Genomic DNA, 24,010 nt, shown 5'->3' on the forward strand with positions numbered 1-24,010 from the left:
GATCAGCGGATGCCGCCGCCGCCCTCGTCGCGTGCGATGCGCTCTGGGGCACCGGGCTCTCGCCGCAGCGCCTGCATGAACTCGCCGCCCGCCTCGGTGCCGATGTGCCGTTCGCGCTGCATGGCGGGACTGCGGTCGGCACGGGGCGCGGGGATCAGCTGAACCCCGCGCTCGCGAGGGGACGCTTCGATTGGGTGCTCGTGCCCAGCGATGAGGGGCTGTCGACACCGGAGATCTACGCGCGCCTCGACACTCATCGAGCGGAGAACGGCGCCCTGGCAGATGACCCGCCGCTGTCGCTGGACGTGCCTGTCCCGGTTCTGCAGGCGCTGCGCGCAGGAGATCCCAACTCGCTCGCCGCGTGCATGTTCAACGATCTCGAGGTGCCGGCGCTGCTGGAGCGTCCCGCACTCGATGACATCATCAGCGACGGACTGCACGCCGGGGCTCTGAGCGGGATCGTCTCGGGCTCAGGCCCGACAGTGGCGTTCCTGTGCGAGACGCCGGAGAGTGCGCAGTACGTGCAGGCCTCACTCGAGGCGACGGGCCGCACGGCCCTGCACGTGCACGGACCCGTACCGGGCGCCCGGATCATCTCGGCCTGAGTTCATCCGATCTTCACCGAAAACCGTGATCGGGAGCATCCTCGGTTGCCTAACGTGGTGTCAAAGCCCGCACGTCATCCTCCACCTCGACGTCGCCGGTCAGGCCGCCGCCATCGCGACTCTGGTGTCGCGGCTGGAGATCCCGCGGACGGGCGACCAGGTGCTCGTGATGCGCGACCCGCAGAGCGGGAACCTGCTGTACGCCGGGCTCGCACCGCGCAGCTGACGGCGAGATCGGGAGGCGTGTGGCGACCGCAGGGTGCGTCGGGTGTGCGCGGGGGACATAATGGAAGGAGTTATGTGACCGTGCACACGCGAAGGAGGCGTCGCAATGGCAGCCTCCGTAGAGCGCGCACGGCTGCCCAGTATCCGTGACGTCGCGCGCCTCGCCGGGGTCTCGCACCAGACGGTCTCCCGTGTGCTGAATGACCATCCCAGCATCCGTCCGGAGACGAAGAAACGCGTGCAGGACGCGATCGCAGTTCTCGACTACAAGCCGAACCTCGCGGCTCGCGCCCTCGTCACCAGCCGTTCGCACACGATCGGAATACTGTCGGCCACCATCGGCGAGTTCGGTCCGACATCGTCGATCGCGAGCATCGAGGATGCCGCGCGCGTCGAAGGGTATTCGGTCACGACCGTCAACCTGCCGACCACCACTCCCGAGGCGATCGGGGATGCGATCCGGCAGCTGGGGCGGGAGCAGGTCAGCGGCATCGTCGTGCTCGCCCCGCAGGTGCGGGTGTTCAATGTGCTGCGAGGCATGGCCGTCGGCGTGCCGTTCGTGAGTCTTCAGACCGCCTCCGGCTCCGACGGCTTCTCGCACTCTGCGGATCAGGTGGCCGGAGCGCGTGCCGTCACGGAGCACCTGATCTCACTGGGGCACAGCGACATACTGCATCTGGCGGGCCCCCAGGACTGGATCGAGGCGGAGTCGCGCATGCGCGGTTATCTCGATGCCCTGCGCGAGGCCGACCTGCCGACGTTCCCGCCCATCCGCGGCGACTGGACGGCGGATTTCGGCTACTTCGCCGGCACCGAACTGGTGCGGCGCAGAGATTTCACCGCGGTGTTCGCCGCGAACGATCTGATGGCGATCGGCCTCATGCACGGGTTCAGGGATGCCGGCATCGAGGTGCCGCGCCAGGTGAGTGTCGTGGGATTCGATGACATTCCCGTCGCCGCTCACGTCTGGCCGCCGCTCACCACCGTGCACCAGGACTTTCCGTCGCTGGGGCAGCGCGCCGTGCACATCCTGCTCGCGCAGATCCGCGGGGACGACATCCCCGATTTCGGCCCGGCCGTGCCGCAGTTGCGCCTGCGTTCCTCCAGCGCGTCGCGCTGACTTCGCGACCGTCGCGTCTCGATAGCGCAACGACAGAGGACCCGTACTTGACACCGGAGATCAAGAGGCGCAATATTGTGTCTCATGTGAACGGTCACATTAAGAACGACCGTCAAGTATCGAGGAAGATCCGTGAGCAGCACAGCAACGATGCCAACAGTGTCGGGGCCGATCTTGGAGATGCGAAACATCACCAAGGAGTTCCCCGGTGTGAAAGCACTCTCCGACGTCTCGATCGCCGTGCGCGCGGGCGAGATCCACGCGATCTGCGGTGAGAACGGCGCAGGCAAGTCGACTCTGATGAAGGTGCTGTCCGGGGTCTACCCGTACGGCTCGTACGACGGCGACATCCTGCTGTACGGCGAGGAGCAGCGCTTCAAGGACATCGTGGCCAGCGAGCAGGCCGGCATCGCGATCATCCACCAGGAGCTCGCACTGATCCCCGAGCTCTCGATCACCGAGAACATCTTCCTCGGCAACGAGATCGCCAGCGGCGGCGTCATCGACTGGAGCGCGGCCAAGATGCGCGCCACTGAACTGCTCGCCAGGGTCGGCCTCAACGAGGATCCCGATATCGCGATCAAGCACCTCGGCGTCGGCAAGCAGCAGCTCATCGAGATCGCGAAGGCCCTCAATAAGGACGTGCGACTGCTCATCCTCGATGAGCCGACAGCGGCCCTGAACGAGAACGACTCGCAGCACCTGCTCGACCTGATCCTCGGCCTCAAGGCCAAGGGCATCGCGTCGATCATGATCAGCCACAAGCTCAATGAGATCGAGCAGATCGCCGACGAGATCACGATCATCCGCGACGGTCGCACCGTCGAGACCCTCGACATCACCAAGGGCGAGATCAACGAGGACCGCATCATCCGCGGCATGGTCGGTCGCTCGCTGGAGAGCCGTTATCCCGATCGCACCCCCGAGATCGGCGAGGTCTTCTTCGAGGTCAAGGACTGGTGGGTTCAGCATCCGACCGTCTCGGAGCGCATGGTCGTCAAGGGCTCAGGGCTGACCGTCCGTCGTGGCGAAGTCGTCGGCATCGCCGGCCTCATGGGTGCAGGACGCACCGAGTTCGCTCGCAGCATCTTCGGCCGCTCGTACGGCAACTTCCTCAGCGGCCAGATGTTCAAGGACGGCGAGGAGATCGAACTGCGCGACGTCTCCAGTGCGATCCGTCACGGACTCGCCTACGTCAGTGAGGACCGCAAGACCCTCGGACTGAATCTGCTCGACACCATCAAGCGCGCGGTCGTCTCCGCCAAGCTGTCGAAGATCTCCACCAGGGGAGTGGTCGACGACCGCGAGGAGTTCTCCGTCGCCGAGCGGTACCGCAAGGCGCTGCGGATCAAGACCCCGACGGTCGAGGAGGGTGTCAACAAGCTCTCCGGCGGAAACCAGCAGAAGGTCGTGCTCGCCAAGTGGATGTTCACCGACCCCGATCTGCTGATCCTCGATGAGCCCACCCGCGGTATCGACGTCGGCGCGAAGTACGAGATCTATTCGATCATCAACGAACTCGCGGCTTCCGGCAAGGGCGTCATCGTCATCTCCAGCGAGCTGCCGGAGCTGATGGGCATCTCCGACCGCATCTACACGATCTTCGAGGGACGCGTCACCGACTGCATCCCCGCCGATCAGGCAACTCCGGAGGCGCTCATGCGCAGCATGACCTCCACGAACCAGAAAGCGACCGCATGAGCACCAGCACGACCCCCGAGGTCAAGAATCAGGGATTCCACTTCCGCGACATCCGCAAGATGTTCGGCGGCGCGCAGTCGTCGTTGCGTCAGTTCGGCATCTTCGGCAGCCTCGTCGTCATCGTCCTGCTGTTCGAGATCCTGACGATCGTACGCAACGGCCCGAACGGTGCGACGCTCACGCCGGGCAACCTGATCAACGTCATCAACCAGTACTCCTTCATCCTGATCCTCGCGATCGGCATGGTGATGGTGATCATCATGGGCCACATCGACCTGTCGGTCGGTTCTGTCGCGGCCTTCACCGGCATCATCGTCGCGAAGTCGATGGCGGAATGGAATCTCCCCTGGCCGCTGGCGATCGTGCTCGGACTCGTCGTCGGAGCTCTGGTGGGAGCATGGCAGGGGTTCTGGGTCGCATACGTCGGGGTGCCGGCGTTCATCGTGACGCTGGCCGGCATGCTCTTCTTCCGCGGTGCCAACCAGTGGATCGGCAACTCGCAGTCGATCCCGGTGCCCAAGGAGTTCGTGTACATCGGCGCGGGCTATCTGCCCGAGGTCGGCGGTCCGTTCCAGTTCAACGTGCCGACCATGCTGCTCGCCCTCGCCGGCGTCGCCTGGCTGGTCTTCTGGGAGATCCGCACCCGCCGCATCCAGCACAAGATGGGCTCGATCATGGCGCCGCTGTGGGTGAGCGTGACCAAGGTCGTGCTGCTGTCCGTGGTCGTGCTCGCCGCTGGCTGGATGTTCGCCACCGGTCGTCCAGGCACGAGCTTCCCGGTGTCCGGACTGATCCTGCTCGCACTGGTCATCATCTACTCGTTCATCACCCGCAACACGGTCTTCGGCCGGCACATCTACGCCGTCGGCGGCAACCGCCAGGCGGCGAGTCTCTCGGGCGTGAAGGATCGCTGGGTCGACTTCTTCGTGATGATGAACATGTCCGTGCTCGCTGCCCTCGCCGGAATGATCTTCGTCGCACGGTCGCAGGCCTCCGGTCCCGGTGACGGCAACGGCTGGGAGCTCGACGCGATCGCGAGCGTGTTCATCGGCGGCGCCGCCGTCGCCGGCGGCATCGGCACCGTGATCGGGTCGATCATCGGTGGTCTTGTCATGGCGTTCCTCAACAACGGCCTGCAGCTGCTCGGCCAGGGTGCAGACGTCGTCTCGATGATCAAGGGGCTCGTGCTCCTGGTCGCGGTCGGCATCGACGTCTGGAACAAGCAGCAGGGGCGCCCGTCGCTGATCGGATTCATGATGCGCAAGCGGAACCGCCCAGACGCCCCCAACCTCACCGACTATCCAAAATCCAAGTAATCCACACCAAGAAACAGAGAAAGAGATCGCATGAAGAGAATGGCATTTGCGGCCACAGTGATTGTCGCCGCTACAGCTCTCGCCCTCACCGGTTGCTCAGGCGAACGTGGCGGCGACACCGGGGGAGGCACCGAAGAGGAAGCCGCCGGTTTCGACGCAGGTTCGACGATCGGCGTCGCGCTGCCCGACAAGACCAGTGAGAACTGGGTGCTGGCAGGTCAGCTGTTCACCGACGGACTGGAAGAAGCCGGCTACAAGGCCGACGTCCAGTACGCCCCGGCGAGCAACACGGTCGCCGAGCAGCAGAACCAGATCCAGTCGATGGTCACCAACGGCGCCAAGGTCATCATCATCGGCGCGAAGGACGGCAAGCAGCTGGCCACGCAGGTGCAGGCGGCCAAGGATGCTGGCGCCTACGTGATCGCATACGACCGTCTGATCGAGAACACCGACGCGCTCGACTACTACGTCGCGTTCGACAACTTCAAGGTCGGCAACCTCCAGGGCCAGGCCCTGCTCGACGGGCTCGCCGAGCGCGCCGATCACGAGGCGCCGTACAACGTCGAGCTGTTCTCAGGCTCGCCGGATGACGCGAACTCGGCTGTCTTCTTCGACGGTGCGATGGAGGTACTGCAGCCGGCGATCGATGACGGCACGCTGAACGTCGTCTCGGGTCAGACCGAGATCGCTCAGACCGCCACAGAGGGCTGGTTGGCAGAGAACGCGCAGAACCGCATGGACACGCTGCTCACCGGCTCATACGGCGGCGACGTGTTGCTCGACGGCGTGCTGTCGCCGAACGACACGCTGGCACGCGCCATCCTCACCTCTGCACAGCAGGCGGGCAAGGGCGTCCCGGTCGTCACCGGTCAGGACTCCGAGGTCGAGTCGGTGAAGTCGATCATGGAGGGCATCCAGTACTCCACGATCAACAAGGACACCACGCTGCTCGTGGAGCAGGCCATCAAGATGGTCGGCCAGCTGCAGAAGGGCGAAGAGGTCGATGTGAACGACACCGAGTCCTACGACAACGGCTCGAAGGTCGTGCCGTCGTACCTGCTCGACCCGGTGATCGTCACGAAGGACAACGCTGCCGAGGCCTATGCCAACGTGCCGAGCCTCCTGGAGATCGTGGAGTCGTACAAGTAACGACTCCGTTTGGGGACGCGCGAGCCGTCCGGACCTTTGGGTCCGGGCGGCTCGTTGCACATGCCATCGAGGCCGACGATCAGCCGGCTGCCGTAGCCTTGGAGTGACATGGCACATCTTCTCGGGGCCGAGGGCCTCCATCTGGAATACCCGACCAAGGTCGTCTTCGACTCCATCACTCTCGGCATCGAGGAGGGGGATCGCATCGGCATCGTCGGACGCAACGGTGACGGAAAATCCTCTCTGCTGGCGATGCTCGCCGGCCGCAAGGAGCCGGATGCCGGACGCGTGACGATGCGCGCCGGCACAACAGTCGGCGTGCTGGATCAGGCCGACACCCTCGACGACTCGCTCACCATCGCACAGTCGGTCGTCGGCGACATGCCGGAATACGAGTGGGCAGGCGACGCCCGCGTGCGCGACGTCATCCAGGGGCTGCTCGCAGACCTGGACTGGGACGCGCAGGTGCTGGGTCTCAGCGGTGGACAGCGGCGTCGCGTGGCGCTCGCCGCGCTGCTCGTCAAGGACTGGGACATCGTCGCGCTGGATGAGCCGACCAACCACCTCGACGTCGAGGCGATCACCTGGCTCGCCGGGCACCTGAAGAAACGATGGGCCGTGAACTCCGGCGCCTTCCTCGTCGTCACGCACGACCGCTGGTTCCTCGACGAGGTCTGCACCGAGACCTGGGAGGTGCACGACCGGATCGTCGAGCCCTTCGAGGGCGGCTACGCCGCGTACATCCTGCAGCGCGTGGAGCGGGACCGCATGTCGGCGGTCACAGAGGCGAAGCGGCAGAACCTCGCGCGCAAGGAGCTCGCGTGGCTGCGCCGCGGCGCGCCGGCGCGTACGGCGAAGCCGAAGTTCCGCATCGATGCCGCGAACGAACTGATCGAGGATGTGCCGGAGATCCGCGACAAGGTCTCGCTGCAGTCGCTCGCCGTCTCCCGCCTCGGCAAGGACGTCGTCGATCTGCTGGATGCCGGCGTGACGTACCCTTCGACGGGCTCAGTGACCGGTGAAATCGGTGCTCCCCGCGAGGTGCTGCGCGACGTCGAGTGGCGCATCGCACCGGGCGAGCGGACCGGGATCCTCGGCGTGAACGGTGCAGGCAAGTCGACGCTTCTCGGGCTCGTCGCGGGCACGATCGAACCGACCAGCGGACGAGTCAAGCGCGGCACGACCGTCAAGGTCAAGACTCTCACCCAGAGGATCGATGAGCTCACCACGGTCTGGAACGACCCGGTGCGCAAGGTCATCGAGAGTCTGCGCACCGAGTACACCTTCGGCACCGGATCCAAGTCGCAGTCCCTCACTCCCGGCCAGCTCCTCGAGCGCCTCGGCTTCTCGTCCGCTCAGCTCTCGACGCCGGTGAAGGATCTCTCCGGTGGTCAGCAGCGACGGCTGCAACTGCTGCTCGTGCTGCTCGAGCAGCCCAACGTGCTGATCCTCGACGAGCCGACCAACGACATGGACACCGACATGCTCGCGGCCATCGAAGACCTGCTGGACTCCTGGCCGGGCACTCTGCTCGTGGTCAGTCACGACCGGTACTTCCTCGAGCGCGTCACCGACCAGCAGTTCGCTGTCATGGGAGGCAGGCTCCGGCACCTTCCGGGTGGCGTGGACGAGTATCTGCGGCTGCGGACGGCAGAGCAGAGCGGCGCGCCATCGGCGAAGGCGACGACGTCGTCATCCGGACTGGACGGTGCCGCGCTCCGCGCAGCGCAGAAGGAGGTCGCTGCTCTCGAACGCAAGATCCAGAAACTCACCCAGCAGATCGACAAGGCCAAGCACGCGCTGGTGGAGCACGATCAATCCGACTATGAGGGACTCGCTCAGAAGATGAAGCGGATCAGCGCGCTGGAGTCCGAGGTCGAAGAGAACGAGACACGCTGGCTGGAGGTCAGCGACCAGGTCAACTGAGTGCTCAGGTACGAGGTGCGTAGCGCAGCGTCTGCCGTGTGCGGAAGTCTCGCTCTTCACCGCTGAGCGGGTCGACGAAGCGCAGCTCCCGGGCGAGAAGCTGCAGAGGCCGGTCGTGGTCGTCGGGCTTCTCGTCCGTGAGAATCGGATACAGGTTGTCGTGCAGGATGCCGAGACCGATGCTCGCGAGGTGCACGCGCAGCTGATGCATCTTCCCGGTGTGCGGACGCAGCAGCGTGTGGACCACGTGCTCGTCGGCGTCGAACAGCTCGATGAGCGTCTCGGAGTTCGGCTCGCGATCGGCGTCGACGTCGACGCATACCTGACTGCGCAGCTTCTCGATGTGCAGCCGCACAGTGCGAGGAAGATCGTTCGTCCATCCTGCGGGCCGTGCCGACACCGCTTCGTAGACCTTCTCGATCCTGCGACGTTGGAACAGTGTCTGGTACGCGCCGCGCGTCACGGGGCGTGCGGAGAACATCAGCAGTCCCGCTGTCGCACGATCCAGGCGGTGCACCGGAGCGAGATCAGGATTGTCCAGCAGGCGGCGCAGACGCACGAGCGCGGAGTTCTGCACATACCTGCCCGCCGGTGTCGATGGAAGGAAGTGCGGCTTGTCGACCACGACGAGATCCCTGTCCTCATGCAGGATCTCGATGTCGAACGGGATGTGCGTCTCCGCGGGCGGTTCACGGTAGTACCAGACGAACTCCTCGGCGCCCAGCGGTGCATCTCGGGCGACGGGCGAGCCGTCGAATGCGACGATCTCACCGTCGTCGAAACGCGTCAGAAGCTGCTGCGAATCGAGGTGGAAGAAGCGCTCGATCATGTATGCGCTCACGGTGGGCCATGGGCCGGTGAGTGGCACATGCAGGCGGGTGGCGCCGACGCCGTCGCGCACGGGCAGGGGGGAGCGCATCGCCATCATGAGTCGTAGCTCAGGCTGAGCTTGCGCAGCAGCGCTGCCATCCGGTCGCGGTCGGCGCGGGAGAGCGCCTGCAGCAGTTCGGCTTCGACGTCGACGAGGCGGGTGATCGCGGCATCCACCCGCATCTGGCCGTCCTCGGTCAGAGTGACGAGCACGCTCCGGCCGTCGCCGGGATCTGCCTCGCGCCTCACGAAGCGGCGCGCGACCAGCCGGTCGATCCGGTTCGTCATGGTGCCGCTGGAGACCAGGGTCTGCTGCAGCAGCTGCTTGGGCGAGAGCTGGAAAGGGGCGCCTGCGCGCCGCAGCGCCGAGAGCACATCCCACTCCCAGGGCTCGATGTCACTGCGGCGGAACACGTCGCGTCGCGCGCGGTCGAGGTGTTTGGAGAGCCGGTCCATCCGGGACAGCACCTCGAGGGGGGAGAAGTCGAGATCGGGACGCTGTGTGTTCCACGCGCCGACGATCCGGTCGACTTCGTCTGCCTCGCTCATCCTTCTATTATCCGTGTCAGACGAACATCACACGCAGTTCGGGAGTGTCGATGTACTCGCGTCCGAGCGGACTCGTCCACACCAGAGTCCCCTCGGGCTGCTGTCGGACAGTCCATCGATGTCGTGCATCGACGTCCGGATGCTTCAGCGGATGATGGCTCGTGCAGAAACAGGCGAGGTTGCACAATGACGTCGCCCCACCCAGCGCGCGATCGTGATTGTGATCGATCTGGCACCGAGAAGTCTTCGCCCGGCAACCGGGGAACCGGCAGTGCTGATCTCGAGCTCGCAGGTACCTCTTCATCCGACTGGAGGGGACGTACGTGTCGACGTTGGTGACCATGCCGTCGGGATCGAGGAAGAGTCGGGTAAAGCTCAGCGCCCGACCGGCGAGGCTGCGGGCGATGTCCGGGTGGATGGGGCCGATCCCGTCGAGTTCGGCCATGGCGTCGTCCCGGCCCGCCAGGGTGCTCGCAGCGATCGTCACCTGCACGTTCGGACGGAACGCATCCATATCGGTGCCGGTGGCCGTCGTCGCCATGGCGGTCAGCAGCAGATCGCAGAACAGGTCCGCGCGGCGCTGGTCCATCGTGCGGTCATCATCCATCGCTGCCGCCATCGCGGTGAGACGGTCGAAGATCGCATAGGCGAGAACTTCGGGGATCACCCCGATCAACTGGGCGATGCCGTCGCAGGTCGGGCGCACGCTGACCTCGCGCTCATCTCGCGCCTCGCGGTGCGCCTGCTCCTGGGTGACCGGTCGGAGCGCCGCTGTCACGGCCCTCGCGTGGGCTCTGGTCCGCGGAGCAGTCGTCTTGCAGGCGTAAGGCACGACGTCGTGTTCGTATGCCGCCCGCAGGGTCTCACCACCGTCGTCGGCGTCTTGGTCACCCTTCGGTGCCTCTTCCAAGATCACCTCGGCGTGTCGGCGGCTGATGTGCCCATCCTGCAGTGCCGCGAGAGTGCGCGGGTAGTCCCGCACGAGTATCGCAGCGACGGCGAAATGGTTGGTCATCACGCCGGGAGCGACATGACCGGCCGCGGCGAACTCGGCGACCATCGATCGCTGCGCCATCGAGCTGTGTACGATCTTCGGCCCGGTCTCATAGGCAAGAAGTTCATCGCGTTCGGCGAGTATGCGCATACGGCGCGCCTCGAGTCGAGCAATCTCCGCTCCGACGTCGACCCATTCGTCGAGCAGTACAGCCCGGCGGTCGGTGACGACCGCCGGGTCCGTTCGATTGTCTGCGATGATGGGCATATTCAAGTATCGAACATAACTACCAATAATGCAAGAGATTGTGTGAACCAATGTCGAATCTATCTGCACCTGCGAATCGTCAAGCGGCCGGCATGGCAGAATCGTCTGGTGGCCTTCAGGGTCGCGGTCCGCCGTGGTGTAATGGCAGCACGACAGCCTTTGGAGCTGTTAGGTCTAGGTTCGAATCCTGGCGGCGGAGCATGACGGAGAACAAGCTCGCGATCATCGTGCTCGCCGCAGGCCAGGGCACCAGGATGAAGTCCAGACTTCCGAAGGTGCTGCATCGGATCAGTGGTCGCCCGCTGGTGGGACATGTGCTGACCACGGCGGCTGCGCTCGACGCCGCACACGTCGAAGTGGTCGTGCGCCATGAGCGCGACCAGGTGGTGACGGCACTCTCCGCGGACTACCCGCACGTGACGTTCGTCGATCAGGATGAGGTTCCAGGAACCGGGCGTGCTGTCCAGGTCGCGGTCGACGCGCTGCCATCCGGTTTCGAGGGCGATGTACTGGTCCTCTCCGGTGACTGCCCGTTGGCGGATGCGGAGACGCTGACCTCATTCGTCGCGGCGCACAGGGCCGCCGCCGCCGCCGCGACGCTCATGACGGCGGTCGTGGACGATCCGAACGGCTACGGTCGCGTGATCCGTGACGCCGACGGCGGCGTCGACCGCATCGTCGAGCAGAAGGACGCCACTGCCGACGAGGCATCCGTCAATGAGATCAACGCGGGAATGTACGTGTTCCGCGCCTCCACGCTGCGCGAGTACCTCCCCGCGATCGGCGTCGACAATGCGCAGGGCGAGATGTACCTCACGGATGTTCCGGGGCTTCTTCGCCGCGACGGCGGCCGGGTGGCGGCATCCGTCGTCTCTGATGTCACGGTGACCTACGGTGTCAACGACCGCGCGCAGCTGGCGGAGGTGGGCCGCCTTCTCAACGCCCGCATCGTCAGGCGCTGGCAGCTCGAGGGCGTCACGATCGTCGATCCGTCCACCACCTGGATCGACGACGATGCGAAGCTCGCCGCCGATGTGACGATCCTGCCGAACACGCACATCGTCGGCGCGACGGTCATCGAATCCGGCGCCGTCGTCGGCCCCGACACATCGCTCGTCGACTGCGAGGTGGGCGCGGATGCCGTTATCCGCCGCTCGGAGGCGACCCTCGCCGTCATCGGCGCCGGAGCGACCGTCGGGCCGTTCTCGTACCTCCGCGCAGGAACGACCCTCGGCGTGGGCGGCAAGATCGGCGCCTTCGTCGAGACGAAGAATGCGCAGATCGGCGAGGGAAGCAAGGTGCCGCACCTCTCGTACGTCGGCGATGCGACTATCGGCCGCGGCGTGAATCTCGGCGCGAGCACGATCACCGCGAACTACGACGATGTGAACAAGCACCGCACCGAGATCGGCGACGAAGTGCACACCGGTTCGCACACGGTGCTGGTCGCGCCCGTTAAGCTGGGAGCCGGTGCGAAGACCGGTGCCGGCGCCGTCGTCCGCAAGGACGTCCCCGCCGGAGCGCTGGCCATGAGCGTGGCCCCGCAACGCAACATCGAGGGCTGGGTCGAGAAGAACAGAGCAGGCACGGGCGCGGCGGATGCCGCAGCTCGGGAACAATCGGCGGAATAGGCGGACCATGGCGCGCAAGAAGAAGACCGTTGAACTGGATCGGGACAACGGTGTCGCGCCGGGACTCGTCGCCAAGACGAAGAAGCGACTCGTCATCGCGGGCGGACGTTCGCACCCGGCTCTGACATCAGCGGTCGCCGCGGGCCTCGGCACCGAGATCGCACCGACCGAGCACCGCACGTTCGCGTCGGGAGAGATCTACTCCCGCTTCGAGGTGTCGATCCGCGGCTGCGACCTCTTCCTCATCCAGACCTTCGGCGAGCCGGTCAATGAGTGGCTCATGGAGACGCTCATCATGATCGATGCCGCCAAGCGCGCATCGGCCAAGCGCATCACCGTCGTCGCGCCGTACTATCCGTACTCGCGTCAGGACAAGAAGGGCCGTGGCCGCGAGCCGATCAGCGCCCGCCTGGTCGCCGACCTGCTCAAGACGGCCGGCGCCGATCGCGTCATGAGCGTCGACCTGCACGCCGCACAGATCCAGGGTTTTTTCGACGGTCCGGTCGATCACCTGTTCGCCAAGCCCGTTCTCCTCGAGTACTTCCGTGAGAATCTCACCGCCGAGGACCGCGAGACGCTCACGATCGTCTCGCCCGACATGGGTCGCGTCCGCGTGGCCGACACCTGGTCCGACAGTCTGGATGCTCCGCTCGCGATCATCCACAAGCGCCGCGACCCGAAGATCGCCAACCAGGTGTCGGTGCATGAGATCGTCGGCACGGTCGAGGGTCGTACGTGCCTGCTGGTGGACGACATGATCGACACCGGTGGCACCATCGTCAAGGCTGCGCAGGCTCTCAAGGCGGCCGGCGCCCGACGGGTGATCGTCGCAGCCACGCATGCGATCTTCAGCGACCCCGCCAGCGAGCGACTTCAGGACGCATCGATCGACGAGGTCGTCGTCACCGACACGATTCCGCTCACCGAGTCCCGTCGCTGGGACGGCCTCACGATCCTCCCGATCGCGCCGCTGCTCGCACGTGCCATCCACGAGGTCTTCGAGGACGGATCGGTCACGAGCATGTTCGGCGGCGACGCGTAACAGCACAGCCTGCCCATAGCGGGCCGACATAATCTCACAACCATGACCAGCCTGAGAGTCTCCTCCTCAATTCGCAAGGGTGCCGCTGTCGTCGGCGTCGCCGGTCTTCTCGCTCTGGCCGGGTGCTCCGGTGCGGCCGGCGCCGAAGACGCGGCCGGCGCCGAAGACGCGGCCGGCGCCGAAGACGCGGCCGACGCCGAAGACGCGGCCGACGGCACCGCGACGAACGACAGCGGGACAGACGCAGACACGTCGACGGCGTCATCAGATGCCGCGTACGCCGATGGCACCTACTCAGCGGACGGTTCGTACCAGACGCCCGAGACGGTCGAGCAGATCTCTGTCACGCTCACGCTCGAAGACGGCGTCGTCGCCGACGTCGAAGTGACCGGCGACCCGCAGGCGCGCGAGACCGAGCAGTATCAGGGGCAGTTCATCGACGGCATCGCCGAAGAGGTCGTCGGCGTCTCCATCGACGAGCTGAATGTCACCCGTGTCGCGGGATCCTCGCTCACGAGCGGCGGCTTCAACGCAGCGGTCGACGACATCAAGGCCCAGGCCGCAGCCTGAGCACCATGTCCGTCTGGCGCTTCGACGCGATCGGCACGCGCTGGGAGATCGAGACCGAGAATCCTCTCGGAGACGACGAGCGCGCCGCGGTGAACGTGGTGGTCGACGCCTTCGATCGCACATGGTCGCGATTCCGCGCCGACTCGCTCGTGTCCTCGCTCGCTCGCAGCGGTGGTGATGTGCCGAGCCCGACGGATGCCGTGGCGATGCTCGATGCGTACCGCGAACTCTCCGACGCCACAGGCGGTGCCGTGAACCCGCTGGTGGGGGAGAGCCTCAGTGCACTCGGCTACGACGCCGCGGTGTCGCTCGTCGTCGGTGCGCCGCAGCCGGCGCCCGCCGACTGGGCCGGCATTCTCACTTGGACCGATACGCGTCTGACCCTCGTATCGCCTCGGCAGATCGATGTCGGTGCCATCGGAAAGGGCCGCCTCGTCGATCTGGTTCTCGCGGAGCTCGCCGGCGTTCGCGGCGGCGTCACAGTGGATGCCGGTGGCGACATCGCCGTGCGCGGCGATGAGGTGCGCATCGGACTCGAGCATCCGTTCGACCGGACGAAGGCCATCGGCGTCGCGCACATCCGCGACCGGGCGCTGTGCGCCTCGGCCATCAACCGGCGCGCATGGGGAGACGGCCTGCATCACGTGCTCGACGCCCGCACAGGTGTTCCGGTGCGCACGTGGGCCGCGACGTGGGCGATCGCATCGGATGCGATGCACGCGGATGCCGTGGCCACGGCACTGTTCTTCGACGGAGGCGCGGAACTCGCCGCACGCTGGGGCGTGGAATGGGTGCGCATGAGCACGTCCGGCACGGCGGAGCGCTCGCCGAACTGCCCGGTGGAGCTGTTCACGACCGCCGGCATCCGCAGATAGGGAAGAGTTGTACTCGTGACGTTCTCATTCACTGCCCTCCGTCAGCGGGTTCTGGCGGTTCTCGGCGCGATGTCCATGTATCGCCTTGTGCTGTACTCGCTGGTCGCACTCGCTCTGATCGCCCTGGTGCTGTCGTCCTTCGGCGTGATCGTGTCGCCGACGCCTCTCGAGCTCCTGGCATCGTTCGTCGTGCTCGCGCTCGTGATCTCGGCAGTCGATGCCGGCGTGCAGCGGCTGCTGCACCTGCCGTGGCGCATCGAGTCGTCGCTCGTGACCGCGCTCATCATGCTGTTCGTGATGCGTCCGGGCGTGGAGCCCGCGGCGCTGGTCGGCCTCGCACTGGCCGGCATCCTCGCGAGTGCCTCGAAGTACCTCATCGCGTGGCGAGGCCGTCACATCCTCAACCCTGCGGCATTCGGCGCCGCGGTCGTCTCGGTCATCGGCTCGTTCGGGGCGTTCGAGTGGCTCGGCACCTCGGCTTCGTGGTGGGTCGGCAACGGCGCGCTGGCGATCCCGGTCGCGGTGCTCGGGCTCGCGGTCCTGTGGCGCACCGAGAAGGTGCGCGTCGTGCTCGTGTTCCTTCTGATCGCGATCGGTACGGCGGTCGTCCGCCAGGCCGTGCAGGCGCAGCAGTTCGGCATCGACTTCGACATCGCGGCCGCTCTGCAGTTCGCGGTGCTGCAGAGCCCGTTCCTGTTCCTCGGCGCGTTCATGGTCTCCGAGCCGCTGACGCTCCCGCCACGACGCTGGCAGCAGTTCTGGGTCGCAGCGCTCGTCGGTGTGCTCGCCGGATGGCCGATCATGGTGGGCGGGCTGTTCACTCTCGGCCAGGAGCGCGCTCTGCTGATCGGCAACCTGCTCGCGTTCGCGTTCGCATTGCGCGGCTCGGTGCGCCTGACCCTGGAGAAGCGCGAATTCATCACCCCGACCGCACAGGAGCTCACCTTCCGGGCGAAGGGGAAGTTGAAGTTCCTGCCCGGTCAGTACCTCGAACTCGACGTGCCGCACCATCATCCCGACGCCCGAGGCACCCGCCGGGAGTTCAGCATCGTCTCGGCGCCCGCCGATCTGCCGACGCTGCGCATCGCGTACAAGAACGGCGACCAGAAGCATCCCTCGAGCTACAAGCGTGCGCTGGCCGCCGCGGAGCCCGGCGCCACGCTCGCTGTCACCGGCACCTGGGGTGACTTCGTGCTGCCCAAGGGCGAGGCGCCTGTGCTCATGGTCGCCGCAGGCATCGGCGTGACGCCGTTCGTCTCGCAGCTGCGACAGCTGCACGCCGAAGGGCGAACGCGCGACGTCGTGCTGGTCTACGTCGCGGCTGAGGCGTCGGAGCTCGCGTTCCGCGCGGAACTCGCCGAGACCGGTGTGCCGACGATCGTGTTCTGCCGGGACCGGCCGGAAGGGCTCCCGGATCATTGGACGTGGGCGCAGGGCATCCGCCTCGATGCGGCCGGCCTCGAACGCGTCGTGGCGGACATCGCCGCGCGCCACACGTTCATCTCCGGCCCGCCGCGGTTGATCGCCGACCTTGCGCCCGCGCTTCAGAAGGCTCACTCGCTGACGACGGACGCGTTCGCCGGCTACTGAGCAGTGCCGGCGGGATCTGCCTCGCCGGTTCCGGATGCCGGAGTCAGAGGGAATCGCACGGTGAACGTGGTGTCGCCAGGAGTGCTGTCCACCGTGATCGTTCCGTGGTGGCCCTCGACGATGGCCTTGGCGATCGCGAGTCCGAGACCCGTGCCGCCCGTCTGACGCGCGCGTGAGCTGTCGCCTCGCGCGAAGCGGGCGAAGAGCTCGTCGCGCACCGGCGGTTCGATCCCTGGGCCGTCGTCGTGCACCCGGATGACCGCCTCGTCGCGTTCCCTCGCCACGCTCAGCGTGATGGTGGTGCCGGCGGGAGTGTGCGTGCGGGCGTTGGCGAGCAGATTGGCGACCACCTGGTGCAGTCTTCCCGCATCTCCGAGCATGATCACCGGCTGTTCGGGAACGTTGATGTTCCAGTGGTGCTCTGGCGCGGTCGGACGAGCGTCGGCGAGCCCTTCAAGCGCGAGCTGCGCGAGGTCGACGGTGCCGTGCACGAGCTCCTGACCCTCATCGAGCCGGGCGAGCAGCAGCAGATCCTCGACCAGGCGCGTCATCCGCAGCGACTGCGCCTGGATGCGCTCGAGCGCAGTCTGGGTGTTCTCCGGCAGCTCACGGTCCCGCAGCGACAACTCCGAATATCCGCGGATCGAGGCCAGCGGCGTGCGCAGCTCGTGGCTCGCGTCGGCGACGAACCGCCGCATCCGCTCTTCGTTCTTCTGACGCGACGCGAGTGAGTCGTTGACGTGATCGAGCAGGGTGTTCAGCGCGGCCCCCACCATCCCGGTCTCGGTGCGGGGATCCGCCTCGGACGCGGGCACACGCTCGGTGATGGTCACCTCGCCGCGATCGAGCGGCTGATTGGCCACTCTGGTCGCGGTTCCCGCGACCGCGCGCAGCGGCCGGAGGCTCACGCGGATCGTGATCGCCGTCGTGAGGGCGAGCAGGATGAGCCCGCCGAGGGTGGCGAGCGTGATCACCGTGAGCAGTTGCGCCATCGTGCTCTGCACTTCATCGCGGGAAAGACCTGTGATGATTCCGATGCCGCCGTACTCCCTGACGGTGATCGAGAACGATCCGAGCCCGTCGAGATCGACCGACGTGCTCGGCGACTTGTTGACGGCATCGGTGAGTGCTTCGAACTGCGAATCCGTGAGAGCGGTGGTCCCTTCGGAGGTGACCAGAGCGCCAGTCGCGCCGGTGTCGGAAGCGATTGCCAGCAGCAGACCGGGATAGTTCTGGCCGGCGAGCACATTCTGGGCTGTCATCGGTCGCCCCGCGACCGTCAGGATCTGCGCCTGCTTGACGAGAACCGTCGTCTGACTCGCGATCCGGCTCAATTGATCCTGCAGGCGCCCTTCCAAGGACGTGCCGAGGGTCGCGCTGGTTATGACGGCCACGATGATGAGGATGAGCGACACGAACCCGATGACGGCGGCCATGAGCCGTGTCTGAAGCGTCAGCGGGTGATGCGTCATCCCCGGTGTGGTCACTGCGGGGCCTTGATCATGTACCCGACGCCGCGGACGGTGTGCAGAAGCGGCGCCCGACCGGCGTCGATCTTCTTGCGCAGGTACGAGATGTAGAGCTCGACGACCGACGACTTGCCGCCGAAGTCATAGCTCCACACCCGATCGAGGATCTGCGCCTTGGAGAGCACGCGGCGCTCGTTGCGCATGAGGTAGCGCAGCAGCTCGAACTCGGTGGCCGTCAGCTCGATCTCGGCGCCGGAACGCTCGACCTCGTGGCTGTCCTCGTTGAGGGTGAGGTCGCCCACCCGAAGGATCGACTGTCCTTCGTCGGCGCTTGCGAGACCGGTGCGGCGGATGATCGCGCGCAGGCGCGCGATGACCTCCTCGAGGCTGAACGGTTTGGTGACGTAGTCGTCGCCGCCGGCCGTGAGCCCGGCGATGCGATCGCCGACGGCATCCTTGGCTGTCAGGAACAGCACGGGCACGAGGTTGCCCGATTCGCGCAGCCGACGCAGCACACTCATGCCGTCGAGATCGGGCATCATGATGTCGAGCACCAGCGCGTCGGGCTCGAAGTCCCGCGCGACCTGGAGTGCCTCGAGGCCCGAGGAAGCCGTGCGCACCTCCCAGCCCTCCATACGAAGCGCCATGGCGAGCAGGTCGGTGAGCATCTGCTCGTCGTCGACGGCGAGGATGCGCAGGGGGGAGCCGTCGGGGCGGCGCAGGTCGGGCTGATCGCTGGTCATGACCCCATTCTGAGGAATCAGCTATGGGATTTCTATGGAGAGTGCTATGGGTGACCTGTGAGTTCCGGCGAGTGTCAGCCGATGATCGGGGCCTTCTGCTCCCAGATCGAACTCATCTCCGCCTCATCGAGATGGATGCCGGTGGCACGATGTCGGAGCCCGGGAATACGATCTGCGCATGACAGAGAGTCCACTCGCAGTGCGTCCGGCGACGCCGGAGGACGTCGCCGCCCTGGTGCGCCGCGCGCACCGGGAATCGATCCAGATCACCGTCGTCTCCGGCGGTCACGGACCATGGTCGCACGACGCATCCGACGGCATGCGCATCGAACTCACCGACCTCGCCGACATCAGCATCGACGGCACGGCCGTGCAGATCGGGGGCGGGGCGACCTGGGGAGCGGTCGCCGCGGCGCTCTCGGGAGAGGGCGTGGCCATCAGCTCGGGCGACACCGCCACAGTCGGCGTCGGCGGATTGACGCTCGGCGGCGGCATCGGGTGGATGGTGCGCGCGTGGGGACTCGCCATCGACCAGCTGATCGGCGCGCAGGTGGTGACGGCGACCGGTGAGATCGTCGAAGCCTCCGCGAATGAGAACGCAGACCTGTTCTGGGCCCTGCGCGGAGGCGGAGGCAACTTCGGCATCGTCACCCGCTTCGACTTCGACGCGCATCGGATCCCTGGCATCGTCCATGGCGAGTACGTGATCGGCGGTGACGCGGCGGCAGTGCTGCGCACGTGCCGCGACATCATGCGCACGGCACCGCGCGAGTTGACCGTGACGTACATGGATGTTCCGGCGATGGATCCGAGCGCGCCGGCAGGTGCACGACTGGCCGCGGTCTGGGCGGGCGACGACGCCGATGCGCTCATCGCGGCGCTCCGGCCGGTGGCGGACTCGGAGGGTGTCGAGGCGACGGTGACGTCCCCGGCTTACCGGGACATCCTGCTCGAGATGCCGGCGCCGGCGGCGGGGGAGGACACTCCTGTTCCTCCCGGCTTCATCGGGGGCAACGGCCTGTTCGCCGAGCTCGACGACGACCTCATCGACCGGCTGGTGGCGTTCCGCGCGGCGTATCCGGCATCCGTGGTGTTCCTGCGATCCCTCGGCGGTGCGTTCGGCGACGTGCCTCAGGAGGAGACGCCTTTTCCCGCTCGATCTGCCCAGTGGTTCGTGATGGCCGGAGGATTCGACATCCCGGAGATGATCGACGATGACGCCAGGGCTGCGATCCTCGCCGACTGGCGCCGGATCGAATCGGGCCGCCTCGCTGAGTACGGCAATTTCGCAGACACGGAGCGACCGGACGCGGTGCCAGGCATGTTCACCCCGGAGGCCTACGACGGGCTGCGAGCGGTGAAGGCGACGTGGGACCCGCACAACCTGTTCCGACGCAATCACAACATCATCCGGTGATGCACGAAGGGCCGGCGACCACTCGGTCACCGGCCCTTCCAGGCGGAGTCTTCGCTCAGTGCGTGTCTTCTGCTTCGATTTCGGTGCGGTCGCCTGACCAGAGGGTGTGGAAGGTGCCTTCTTTGTCGATGCGTTTGTAGGTGTGTGCGCCGAAGAAGTCGCGTTGGCCTTGTACGAGTGCGGCGGGGAGGCGGTCGGCGCGGATGCCGTCGTAGTACGACAGTGATGAGCTGAACGCGGGTGCGGGGATGCCTGCGGTCGCTGCTGCGATGACGACGCGGCGCCATGCCTCTTGCGCGCGGGTGAAGACTTCGGCGAAGTAGGGTGCGGTCATGAGTACGGGCAGGTCGGTGTTGTCGGCGTAGGCGTCGGCGATGCGGTTGAGGAACTGGGCGCGGATGATGCAGCCGCCGCGCCAGATCTTCGAGACGGCGCCGAGGTCGATGTTCCAGTCGTATTCGGCGGCACCGGCGCGGATCTCGTCGAAGCCCTGACTGTAGGCGACGATCTTGGATGCGTAGAGGGCGAGGCGGACGTCTTCGATGAAGGCGGCCTCGTCGGTCACGGTGAACGCGTTGTCGGGGCCGGGGAGGTTCACGGCGACGGCGCGCTGTTCGGGGTGCGAGGACAGTGAGCGGGCGAAGGTGGCTTCGGCGATGCCGGAGACCGGCACGCCGAGGGAGAGGGCGGTCTGCACGGTCCAGGCGCCGGTGCCCTTGGCTCCGGCCTGGTCGAGGATGACGTCCACGAGCGGTTTGCCGGTGGAAGCGTCGACCTGCCGGAGTACTTCTGCGGTGATCTCGATCAGGTACGACTCGAGTTCGCCGGTGTTCCATTCGGCGAAGATGTCGGCGATCTCGGCCGGGCTCTTGCCGGTGCCGCGTCGGATGAGGTCGTATGCTTCGGCGATGAGTTGCATGTCGGCGTACTCGATGCCGTTGTGCACCATCTTCACGAAGTGTCCGGCGCCGTCGTGGCCGATGTGGGTGACGCACGGCTCACCCTCGGCGACAGCGGCGATCGATTTCAGGATCGGTCCGAGGGTGACCCAGGACTCGTCGGAGCCGCCCGGCATGATCGAGGGCCCCAGGAGTGCGCCTTCCTCGCCGCCGGAGATCCCGGCGCCGACGAAGTTGATGCCGCTCTCGCGGACCGTCTTCTCGCGGCGGATCGTGTCGGGGAAGTACGCGTTGCCGCCGTCGACGATGATGTCACCGGGCTCGAACACCTCGGTCAGCGCCTGGATCACAGCATCCGTGCCCGCGCCGGCTTTGACCATGATGATCGCGGTGCGCGGCTTCTGCAGCGACGCGGCGAACTCCTCATACGTGGATGCCGGGATGAATCCGGCCTCGGGGTGCGCGTCGAGCACGCCCTGGGTCTTCTCGTAGCTGCGGTTGAAGATCGCCACCGTGTTCCCCTCACGCGAGGCGAGGTTGCGGGCGAGATTCGAACCCATGACGGCGAGTCCGACGACTCCGATATTCGCTGATGCTTCGGGCACAGACTGCTCCTCGGTCGTGAAGTTGGGGATGATCTCAGATTATCGCTGAGCGCGACGGGCGGACGCGTGTGTGACGGGAGATGCCGTTTGTTGGCGTGCGACGTCGGATGCGCATCAGCGTGCCGAGCGAGCGGACTCCGCCCGCCATGCGGAGTCAGTCCTTGCGGTACCCGGTGCGTCCCATCGAGAACAGGGCGCCGATGGTGAACACCGTCGCGCACACCGTCATGGCGCCGATGAGCCAGAGGATGACGTGTGAGAGGAAGGCGCCGTCGAGCATGCCGGACTCCAGATTCTGCGAGGGAAAAGTGCTGAGTTTCAGCCTACCCGGTCATCCGGTACGATAGAGGAGTTCCTCGGCGAGGGATGCTTCGCGTGCGCGGCATCCGTTATCGACGCGGCGAACCAAGCCTCGTGGCTTTTTCGCACGTCTGCGTCCGGGAAGCCGACCAATAGACCACCACGCGGCGAGTAGTTCGTCGTGTGCCCGAAGGAGAATCCATGTCTGAGGACACCAAGGTCCACGCCGAGGTCCGCGAGCAGTTCGGCAAGGGCTTCGCCCGTCGCCTGCGTGCGGCCGGTAAGATCCCCGCCGTCATCTACGGCCACGGCACTGAGCCGGTGCACGTCGCACTTCCCGGCCACCAGGTCTCGCTCATCATCCGCCGCGCGAACGCGTTGCTCGAACTCGACATCGAGGGAACCGCCTCGCTCGCGCTCGTCAAGGACGTTCAGCGTGACCCGGTGCGCCAGATCATCGAGCACATCGACCTTCTCGTCGTGAAGAAGGGCGAGAAGATCCAGGTCGACGTCCCGATCGTCGTCGTCGGCGAGTCCTTCGCCGGCACTGTGGCCAACCTCGATGCCACGTCCCTCGCGGTCGAGGTCGAGGCGACGCACATCCCGCAGCACTTCGAGGTCTCCATCGAGGGACTGGAAGAGGGCCAGCACATCACCGCCGCCGATGTGAAGCTCCCCAAGGGCGCGTCGCTGCTCGCAGACCCCGAGACGCTCATCGTCGCGATCTACGTTCCGACGGCCGAGGCTGCCGCGGAGTCGACCGACGAGGTCGCCGCCGAGGGCGAGGCCGCAGAGGCTCAGGCTGAAGAAGCTGCTGCGGAGTAATCCACACGCACTTCCGACAGAGGGGACGCGAGCGCATCGCGTCCCCTCTGTCGTATCCTGACGACGTTCGAAAGGCGTGAGAGGTATGGCCGACACCTGGCTGATCGTGGGACTGGGCAACCCCGGACCCCGATACGAGGCGACCCGGCACAACGTCGGCCAGCTGGTCGTGGATGAACTGGCCGCACGCCGCGGCGAGAGCTTCCGCGCGCACAAGGGCGGTGCGCGGGTCGTGGAGACGTGGGTGCGCCCCGGGGCGGACAAGCTCGTGCTCACGAAGCCGAACTCCTTCATGAACGTCTCCGGTACTCCGGTGGCGGCTCTGGCCAGGTTCTACTCTGTACCGCCGGAGCGCACCGTCGTGATCCACGATGAGCTCGACATCCCGTTCGACACGCTCAAGCTGAAGATCGGCGGCGGGCACGGGGGACACAACGGCGTTCGAGACATCGCGAGCGCGATCGGCACTGCCGACTTCCCGCGGGTGCGCGTGGGGATCGGTCGACCGCGGGGGCGTCAGGATCCCGCGGACTGGGTGCTGTCACCGTTCGGCAAGATCGAACGCGAGACGCTGCCGATCCTCGTCGCCGACTCAGCGGATGCCGTCGAACTGCTCGTCACCGAGGGGCTGCTCGCCGCCCAGCAGAAACACCACGCTCCGCGTTGAGCCCGCCGACGTGCTCGGCAGATCAGGGCTCCGGACCTGCTGTCAGGCTCCGTAGAGCGTCACAGAACCGGCGCCTGCACCGATGCTGAGCGTGACGCCGAGCACGGTGAAGAAGATCACCGGGCCGAGCACACCGAGGATCAGTGCGGTGACGCCCCATGCACGTCCGGCGCGCTTGACGATAGCCATGATCCCGAGCACGATCGCCGCGATGCCGGCGAGGGTGCCCAGCCAGAACGAGACCTCGCCCATCAGTACCTGGTCGCGCACCGGCGCGAGGAAGGAGAGATCGCTCGTGGATCCGTCGATCTGCTGCATCACGGTCGGCAGCCTGAAGCCGATCTGGTAGCCGGCCGCGCCGGCGACGATCGGCGCGACGACGGCCGCCACGATCGACAGCGCGAACGCGACGATGCCGAGAGCAGAAGACTTCTGCTGCGGCGCGTCTGACGGCTGGTACGCGCCGGTGGGTGCGCCGTATCCGCCGACGGGCGCAGAATAGGCGCCCGGAGGTGCCTGATACGTCGGAGTCGGTGCTGGAGCTGCGTGATAGCCGGGTGCAGCGGGCGGCTGGTGACCGGGTGCCTGCGGCACGGGCGGCGGGAACTGTGGATCTGTCACGCCCCTATCCTAGGTGCCACTCGTCCTGCCGCCG

Annotated in this window: 22 protein-coding genes, 1 tRNA gene and 1 pseudogene; 16 read left to right on the plus strand and 8 right to left on the minus strand. The window is 66.4% G+C overall.

Features of this window, described 5'->3' with window-relative positions; genetic code table 11:
* The 7 genes and pseudogenes from J1M43_RS05790 to J1M43_RS05820 form a co-directional block, all read left to right on the plus strand.
* Nucleotides 1-605: pseudogene (locus J1M43_RS05790) on the plus strand (4-(cytidine 5'-diphospho)-2-C-methyl-D-erythritol kinase); the annotation flags it as partial.
* 25 nt (nucleotides 606-630) lie between these two features.
* Nucleotides 631-831, plus strand: a complete 201-nt coding sequence (locus tag J1M43_RS05795) for a hypothetical protein (RefSeq protein WP_206476244.1) — start codon at nucleotides 631-633, stop codon at nucleotides 829-831.
* A gap of 105 nt (nucleotides 832-936) precedes the next feature.
* The gene (locus tag J1M43_RS05800; RefSeq protein WP_206476246.1) at nucleotides 937-1,950 is read left to right on the plus strand and encodes a LacI family DNA-binding transcriptional regulator; all 1,014 of its coding nucleotides are present in this window, start codon (nucleotides 937-939) and stop codon (nucleotides 1,948-1,950) included.
* A gap of 150 nt (nucleotides 1,951-2,100) precedes the next feature.
* The gene (gene mmsA, locus J1M43_RS05805; protein WP_241245351.1) at nucleotides 2,101-3,651 is read left to right on the plus strand and encodes a multiple monosaccharide ABC transporter ATP-binding protein; all 1,551 of its coding nucleotides are present in this window, start codon (nucleotides 2,101-2,103) and stop codon (nucleotides 3,649-3,651) included.
* Complete coding sequence (mmsB, locus tag J1M43_RS05810; protein ID WP_052167008.1) at nucleotides 3,648-4,967, plus strand: multiple monosaccharide ABC transporter permease; 1,320 nt, start codon at nucleotides 3,648-3,650, stop codon at nucleotides 4,965-4,967. Before mmsA ends, mmsB begins: the two co-directional genes overlap by 4 nt.
* A gap of 30 nt (nucleotides 4,968-4,997) precedes the next feature.
* Entirely contained in the window at nucleotides 4,998-6,116 is a 1,119-nt protein-coding gene (locus J1M43_RS05815) for a sugar-binding protein (RefSeq protein ID WP_033106806.1), read from the plus strand.
* 108 nt (nucleotides 6,117-6,224) lie between these two features.
* Entirely contained in the window at nucleotides 6,225-8,042 is a 1,818-nt protein-coding gene (locus J1M43_RS05820; RefSeq protein WP_033106807.1) for an ABC-F family ATP-binding cassette domain-containing protein, read from the plus strand.
* Between the two features lie 4 nt (nucleotides 8,043-8,046).
* Here J1M43_RS05820 and J1M43_RS05825 read toward each other — a convergent pair whose 3' ends face one another.
* From J1M43_RS05825 to J1M43_RS05835, 3 genes are read right to left on the minus strand one after another with little or no spacing between them, the layout of a single operon-like run.
* Entirely contained in the window at nucleotides 8,047-8,961 is a 915-nt protein-coding gene (locus J1M43_RS05825; protein ID WP_200881014.1) for a pseudouridine synthase, read from the minus strand.
* Between the two features lie 5 nt (nucleotides 8,962-8,966).
* Nucleotides 8,967-9,461 carry a MarR family winged helix-turn-helix transcriptional regulator gene (locus J1M43_RS05830; RefSeq protein ID WP_033106809.1) on the minus strand — a complete coding sequence of 165 codons (495 nt, stop codon included), beginning with the start codon at nucleotides 9,459-9,461 and terminating at the stop codon, nucleotides 8,967-8,969.
* Between the two features lie 16 nt (nucleotides 9,462-9,477).
* On the minus strand, nucleotides 9,478-10,722 hold the full coding sequence (locus tag J1M43_RS05835) for an HNH endonuclease signature motif containing protein (protein ID WP_033106810.1): 1,245 nt from the start codon (nucleotides 10,720-10,722) through the stop codon (nucleotides 9,478-9,480).
* Nucleotides 10,723-10,849: 127 nt separating this feature from the next.
* On the opposite strand from J1M43_RS05835, the gene J1M43_RS05840 reads away from it, so the two are divergent.
* The 6 genes from J1M43_RS05840 to J1M43_RS05865 all read left to right on the plus strand — a co-directional run bounded on the left by J1M43_RS05840 (nucleotide 10,850) and on the right by J1M43_RS05865 (nucleotide 16,430).
* A tRNA-Gln gene (locus tag J1M43_RS05840) sits at nucleotides 10,850-10,921 on the plus strand.
* Between the two features lies 1 nt (nucleotide 10,922).
* Complete coding sequence (gene glmU, locus J1M43_RS05845; RefSeq protein ID WP_033106811.1) at nucleotides 10,923-12,353, plus strand: bifunctional UDP-N-acetylglucosamine diphosphorylase/glucosamine-1-phosphate N-acetyltransferase GlmU; 1,431 nt, start codon at nucleotides 10,923-10,925, stop codon at nucleotides 12,351-12,353.
* A 7-nt stretch (nucleotides 12,354-12,360) separates the two neighbouring features.
* Complete coding sequence (locus J1M43_RS05850) at nucleotides 12,361-13,395, plus strand: ribose-phosphate diphosphokinase (RefSeq protein WP_206476248.1); 1,035 nt, start codon at nucleotides 12,361-12,363, stop codon at nucleotides 13,393-13,395.
* Nucleotides 13,396-13,437: 42 nt separating this feature from the next.
* Nucleotides 13,438-13,965: an FMN-binding protein gene (locus tag J1M43_RS05855; protein WP_206476250.1), complete on the plus strand. Its 528-nt coding sequence runs from the start codon at nucleotides 13,438-13,440 to the stop codon at nucleotides 13,963-13,965.
* Between the two features lie 5 nt (nucleotides 13,966-13,970).
* Nucleotides 13,971-14,840: an FAD:protein FMN transferase gene (locus J1M43_RS05860; protein ID WP_033106814.1), complete on the plus strand. Its 870-nt coding sequence runs from the start codon at nucleotides 13,971-13,973 to the stop codon at nucleotides 14,838-14,840.
* A 15-nt stretch (nucleotides 14,841-14,855) separates the two neighbouring features.
* Nucleotides 14,856-16,430 carry a flavodoxin reductase gene (locus J1M43_RS05865; protein ID WP_374058515.1) on the plus strand — a complete coding sequence of 525 codons (1,575 nt, stop codon included), beginning with the start codon at nucleotides 14,856-14,858 and terminating at the stop codon, nucleotides 16,428-16,430.
* On the opposite strand, the gene J1M43_RS05870 is transcribed toward J1M43_RS05865, so the two are convergent.
* Nucleotides 16,424-17,866: a cell wall metabolism sensor histidine kinase WalK gene (locus J1M43_RS05870; RefSeq protein ID WP_234001159.1), complete on the minus strand. Its 1,443-nt coding sequence runs from the start codon at nucleotides 17,864-17,866 to the stop codon at nucleotides 16,424-16,426. The two genes, J1M43_RS05865 and J1M43_RS05870, sit on opposite strands and share 7 nt — an antisense overlap.
* Nucleotides 17,867-17,913: 47 nt before the next feature.
* The gene (locus J1M43_RS05875; RefSeq protein ID WP_033106816.1) at nucleotides 17,914-18,642 is read right to left on the minus strand and encodes a response regulator transcription factor; all 729 of its coding nucleotides are present in this window, start codon (nucleotides 18,640-18,642) and stop codon (nucleotides 17,914-17,916) included.
* A 178-nt stretch (nucleotides 18,643-18,820) separates the two neighbouring features.
* Between J1M43_RS05875 and J1M43_RS05880 the strand changes: the two genes are divergently transcribed.
* Nucleotides 18,821-20,059 (plus strand): FAD-binding oxidoreductase, encoded by a 1,239-nt coding sequence (locus tag J1M43_RS05880; protein WP_084595831.1) that lies wholly within the window; start codon nucleotides 18,821-18,823, stop codon nucleotides 20,057-20,059.
* 55 nt (nucleotides 20,060-20,114) lie between these two features.
* Here the strand turns inward: J1M43_RS05880 and gndA are convergent, their stop codons facing one another.
* Together gndA and J1M43_RS16970 are read right to left on the minus strand one after the other, a co-directional pair.
* Nucleotides 20,115-21,563, minus strand: coding sequence for an NADP-dependent phosphogluconate dehydrogenase (gndA, locus tag J1M43_RS05885; protein ID WP_206476252.1), 1,449 nt, complete (start codon nucleotides 21,561-21,563; stop codon nucleotides 20,115-20,117).
* A 154-nt stretch (nucleotides 21,564-21,717) separates the two neighbouring features.
* The gene (locus J1M43_RS16970) at nucleotides 21,718-21,843 is read right to left on the minus strand and encodes a hypothetical protein (protein WP_268746248.1); all 126 of its coding nucleotides are present in this window, start codon (nucleotides 21,841-21,843) and stop codon (nucleotides 21,718-21,720) included.
* Between the two features lie 221 nt (nucleotides 21,844-22,064).
* On the opposite strand from J1M43_RS16970, the gene J1M43_RS05890 reads away from it, so the two are divergent.
* Entirely contained in the window at nucleotides 22,065-22,688 is a 624-nt protein-coding gene (locus tag J1M43_RS05890) for a 50S ribosomal protein L25/general stress protein Ctc (RefSeq protein ID WP_033106818.1), read from the plus strand.
* Between the two features lie 85 nt (nucleotides 22,689-22,773).
* Nucleotides 22,774-23,355 carry an aminoacyl-tRNA hydrolase gene (gene pth, locus J1M43_RS05895; RefSeq protein WP_206476254.1) on the plus strand — a complete coding sequence of 194 codons (582 nt, stop codon included), beginning with the start codon at nucleotides 22,774-22,776 and terminating at the stop codon, nucleotides 23,353-23,355.
* Between the two features lie 42 nt (nucleotides 23,356-23,397).
* On the opposite strand, the gene J1M43_RS05900 is transcribed toward pth, so the two are convergent.
* On the minus strand, nucleotides 23,398-23,976 hold the full coding sequence (locus tag J1M43_RS05900) for a hypothetical protein (RefSeq protein ID WP_206476255.1): 579 nt from the start codon (nucleotides 23,974-23,976) through the stop codon (nucleotides 23,398-23,400).
* Between the last annotated feature and the right edge of the window lie 34 nt (nucleotides 23,977-24,010).

The organism is Microbacterium sp. KRD172 (genome assembly GCF_017168295.1).
Lineage (GTDB): Bacteria > Actinomycetota > Actinomycetes > Actinomycetales > Microbacteriaceae > Microbacterium > Microbacterium profundi.

What these genes read in the sequence shown, in the direction of transcription:
- J1M43_RS05855 (WP_206476250.1), top strand. Translation starts at nt 13,438, where the DNA reads ATGACCAGCCTGAGAGTCTCCTCCTCAATTCGCAAGGGTGCCGCTGTC.
- J1M43_RS05870 (WP_234001159.1), bottom strand. Translation starts at nt 17,866, where the DNA reads ATGGCCGCCGTCATCGGGTTCGTGTCGCTCATCCTCATCATCGTGGCC.
- J1M43_RS05880 (WP_084595831.1), top strand. Translation starts at nt 18,821, where the DNA reads ATGACAGAGAGTCCACTCGCAGTGCGTCCGGCGACGCCGGAGGACGTC.
- J1M43_RS05830 (WP_033106809.1), bottom strand. Translation starts at nt 9,461, where the DNA reads ATGAGCGAGGCAGACGAAGTCGACCGGATCGTCGGCGCGTGGAACACA.
- J1M43_RS16970 (WP_268746248.1), bottom strand. Translation starts at nt 21,843, where the DNA reads ATGCTCGACGGCGCCTTCCTCTCACACGTCATCCTCTGGCTCATCGGC.
- J1M43_RS05875 (WP_033106816.1), bottom strand. Translation starts at nt 18,642, where the DNA reads ATGACCAGCGATCAGCCCGACCTGCGCCGCCCCGACGGCTCCCCCCTG.
- mmsB (WP_052167008.1), top strand. Translation starts at nt 3,648, where the DNA reads ATGAGCACCAGCACGACCCCCGAGGTCAAGAATCAGGGATTCCACTTC.
- J1M43_RS05815 (WP_033106806.1), top strand. Translation starts at nt 4,998, where the DNA reads ATGAAGAGAATGGCATTTGCGGCCACAGTGATTGTCGCCGCTACAGCT.
- pth (WP_206476254.1), top strand. Translation starts at nt 22,774, where the DNA reads ATGGCCGACACCTGGCTGATCGTGGGACTGGGCAACCCCGGACCCCGA.
- J1M43_RS05860 (WP_033106814.1), top strand. Translation starts at nt 13,971, where the DNA reads ATGTCCGTCTGGCGCTTCGACGCGATCGGCACGCGCTGGGAGATCGAG.
- J1M43_RS05850 (WP_206476248.1), top strand. Translation starts at nt 12,361, where the DNA reads ATGGCGCGCAAGAAGAAGACCGTTGAACTGGATCGGGACAACGGTGTC.
- mmsA (WP_241245351.1), top strand. Translation starts at nt 2,101, where the DNA reads ATGCCAACAGTGTCGGGGCCGATCTTGGAGATGCGAAACATCACCAAG.
- J1M43_RS05890 (WP_033106818.1), top strand. Translation starts at nt 22,065, where the DNA reads ATGTCTGAGGACACCAAGGTCCACGCCGAGGTCCGCGAGCAGTTCGGC.
- glmU (WP_033106811.1), top strand. Translation starts at nt 10,923, where the DNA reads ATGACGGAGAACAAGCTCGCGATCATCGTGCTCGCCGCAGGCCAGGGC.
- J1M43_RS05820 (WP_033106807.1), top strand. Translation starts at nt 6,225, where the DNA reads ATGGCACATCTTCTCGGGGCCGAGGGCCTCCATCTGGAATACCCGACC.
- J1M43_RS05800 (WP_206476246.1), top strand. Translation starts at nt 937, where the DNA reads ATGGCAGCCTCCGTAGAGCGCGCACGGCTGCCCAGTATCCGTGACGTC.
- J1M43_RS05835 (WP_033106810.1), bottom strand. Translation starts at nt 10,722, where the DNA reads ATGCCCATCATCGCAGACAATCGAACGGACCCGGCGGTCGTCACCGAC.
- J1M43_RS05825 (WP_200881014.1), bottom strand. Translation starts at nt 8,961, where the DNA reads ATGCGCTCCCCCCTGCCCGTGCGCGACGGCGTCGGCGCCACCCGCCTG.